The following is a 3704-nucleotide window of genomic DNA, read 5'->3' as shown; positions in this document are numbered from 1 at the left end:
ACCATCTCCCAGGTCAATGACGTAGAAATACGTACCGGAAGGAAGCCTGTCGCCAAGAAGTAGTAATCCGGAATTGGAGTTACCAGTCCAGACTTTATCAGCATTATTGTACCCGTCTTGCTCAAAGATCAGGTTGCCCCACCTGTTGTATAGTTTCACGTTATTGGCAGGGTATTGCTCAATGCTTTCTATTTCCCAAAAGTCATTTACACCATCCCCGTCAGGAGAAACTTGTTGATTAATAAAAACCTCAGCATCTGTATCATCTTGAGGGTCTCTGTAATCAGGAAGACCGTCATTATCGGAGTCTACAGGGTTTGTAGGATCATTACCGGCCTCTTCACTATCAGGTATTCCGTCATTGTCACTGTCTTCATCCAGATAGTCAGGGGTACCGTCATTGTCAGTATCTACAGGATTATTTCCGTCATCACCTGCTTCCACATCGTCAGGTATTCCGTCATTATCACTATCCGTATCCTGGAAGTCAGGTGTACCATCGCCATCAGTATCTCCTGTTCCTTCCACGTCATCAGGAATCCCGTCATTATCAGTATCATCACTGGTTACTGTAATTGTAACCGTGGCCTGGGTACAGACAGTACCATCGCATACTTCGTAAACAAAAGTGATTGTACCACTAAAATTTTCAGGTGCGGTATAGGTATAACCACCATCTCCATTAAGAACCAGCGTACCATTGGAAGGTGTTGTAACAAGGCCAAAAGTCAGGGCATCGCCATCCGGATCAGTACCCAGTGGTGCTATGGTGCCTGTAACAGTTTCTCCGTTTTCAACTTCAATCGTACCATCTTCGGCGACTGGGGCCTTGTTTACAGGGTTTACAACGATGTCAAGCGTACCTTCATCTGAATCCAGACCGTCACCTACTGTGTAAGTTACCTGAGGTACTGAACCAGAGAAATTTTCAGCGGGAACAAAAGTATAACTTCCATCAGCGTTGACGGTAAGGTCACCCTGGGTAAGATTGGCAGTAGTGCCGGCCGGGAAAGTTTGGCCATCCACTTCAAACTGAGAAACGGATAGAACATCTCCATCGGCATCCGTATCGTTGGCTAAAACGCCATTGGCCGCAGAAACACTCAGTGTACTGCCTTCATCAACACTGTTGGTATCATCTACGGCTACAGGAGCATTATTGGCGATCTCGGTAACATTGATAGTTAAGGTTCCTTCATCTGTAACGTGGCCATCACTTACGGTGTAGGTTATTTGAGGTACGGTACCTGTGTAGTCGGTGGCAGGTACAAATGTATAACTACCGTCTCCATTGATGGTTAGACTGCCTTCGGTTAGATTCGCGGTAGTGCCCGCAGGATATGTTGTGCCGCCAACCTCAAACTCAGTAATTGTAAGGGCATCGCCATCAACATCAGTGTCATTGGCAAGGATTCCATTATCGGCAGAAACAGTTAACGTGGTATTTTCAACGGTGCTTTTGGAATCATCAATCGCTACGGGCTCATCATTGACCGGGCTGATGCTGATAGTTAAACTGCCTTCATCCGTCAATACATCGTCACTGACAGTATAAGTCACCTCCGGTAGCGTTCCGTTATAATCTGAGGCAGGAATAAATGAATAGCTGCCATCCAAATTAACAGTCAGATCACCTTGACTTAAATTAACAGTGGTCCCGGCAGGATACGTTGTGCCCTCAACTTCAAACAGGGTTACCGTAAGTGCATCACCATCTATATCAGTGTCATTTGCAAGTAGTCCATTAGCTGCCGTCAGCGTCAGTGTATTATCCTCATCAACACTGTTTGAATCATCAAAAGCTACTGGTGCGTCATTTATCGGGCTAATAGTAATGGTAAAGGTCTGCGTCTCATAGGTATCGTCACCACCGTTGGAAGTGCCACCGTTATCTTTCAGTATTACGGTAACTGTTGCGGTACCATTTGCGTTTTCAGCAGGGGTATAAGTCAATACACCGTTTGCATCTATTATGGGTTGAACGCTAAATAAGCCATTATTATCATTGGTAACTATAAATGATAAGGTTTGGTCACTTTCATTAGAGGCTCCATTGTCTAGTGATGTTCCCCATCCTGTAACTGTTTGCGATCCGGCATCTTCGTTTACCGTTTGATTTGCGCCTTTCGTAAACGACGGCTCATCATTTACCGGATTTATGGTAATAAACAAGGTATCACTAACACAATTAACAACACTAATATTATCGCAGACTGTATAAAATAAGGTGTCCTGACCAAAATAATTTGCCGCAGGCGTATAATTAATTGTGCCGTTGCCATTGTCAGTTATAGTTATGCCGGCCGTGGTTGTTGTGCCTTCCGGGAATGAAACTGCAATAGGGTCACCGTCAGGGTCAGTGTTGTTACTAACCAGATCAAACACTGAAAGACCGCTGTCTTCGTTAATGGTAACCTGCTCATTGCCTTGGGCAGGAGCACAATTTAAGTTTAGCGTCAGAGGAGTAGCTATATTTTCAGAGATCATACTTCCCCACGCCTGTGTGCAAGAAGCACTTGTTTTAGCCAGTGTGATTGATGAGTATCCAAAATTTGCACCATTTACGCATGTGTTTCTACTGGAAACAACAATACGGAAAAAGTAAGGCCTTCCACAGACCAATGAAAAGTTGGGCGTATTTACCGTGCCACCGCCATTCCATTGAAACTCTTCACCTACCAGATTCATATCAGTAGGGTCTAGGACATCCCCACTTTCCGGGTCGAAGTCATCCGTTATCCATGCGGCCCAGCCATCGTCAATGGCAGTACCACAGAATGTGTAATTGGTAGTCTCGTCAGGCACTATAATTCCGTACCATTCCCATGTAATCCTGTCTCCATTACCGGAATAACTGCTAATTTTCGAATCGAATGAGGTATTATCATTATCATAGAAGAATTCTATATCGGCAGATGTAGCAGTTCCGGTATTTGAGCTGCAGGTGGATGTCGGGTTCAACTGACCCAAAGGAAAATAATTTGAGATCTTATCTGCTTCAACATCTTCACTGCCACCGACGCCCCAATGCGACCATTCTTTAAATCGTAGAAATCCCGGGGAAAGCTCAGAACCTCCCGAGATGGTCAGGCTGCCCTCAGGAGCAGAGCAGGTTTCTCCCCCTCCGATTGTTGATCCTGGGCAGGCTCCTTCCTCTATCTGAAAGCACATGGTGTATGTAACTGATGCCCCGACTGCTATTGAACCGCTATGGACTCCTGAGACTAGCCCTGCGGATTCGGAAAATATACCACTTGAGCCAGACGTCTTAAAGCTTAGCCTTTCAGGAAGCTCATAATTAACCGTTATATCGTTAATAGTAGCATCGGGACCGATATTATGTAAATCGAATGATATACATACCTGACTTCCTACAGGATAGTCGCCGGCTGGGTTGTTGATCTTGTCGATCACTACCACCGAGGTTTGGGCATAACCTACCCCAAAAGATAGAATGCCCAGCACCAATAGTGCTAAATGGGTAAAAATTCTCATAAGTTATTAATTTCAGGTTTTAAATTAGATTGGCACACTGTGCCAGTGTATGATTTCCAAATACATAAATTATAGGGCACACTTAATTCGTCCTTGAATTAAGTGCTGCTGTGCATACTTCAAAAAGCTTGTCTATCAGTGCTTATATTTGAAATAATGGGTTTGATATTGCGGCCGACCTGATGGCCCGCAAGCATGCAGGCACTGGT

Annotated in this window: 1 protein-coding gene; it reads right to left on the bottom strand. The window is 44.7% G+C overall.

Annotation, left to right across the window (positions count from 1 at the left end):
• On the bottom strand, nt 1–3495 hold a 3495-nt coding region (locus tag E1163_RS01765), incomplete at its 3' end, for a T9SS type B sorting domain-containing protein (RefSeq protein WP_155168849.1).
• Between the last annotated feature and the right edge of the window lie 209 nt (nt 3496–3704).

Source organism: Fulvivirga kasyanovii, assembly GCF_009711405.1.
Taxonomy (GTDB): Bacteria; Bacteroidota; Bacteroidia; order Cytophagales; family Cyclobacteriaceae; genus Fulvivirga; species Fulvivirga kasyanovii.
Note: the sequence above shows the minus strand (reverse complement) of the source record. Positions and strands in the feature narration are given on the sequence as shown.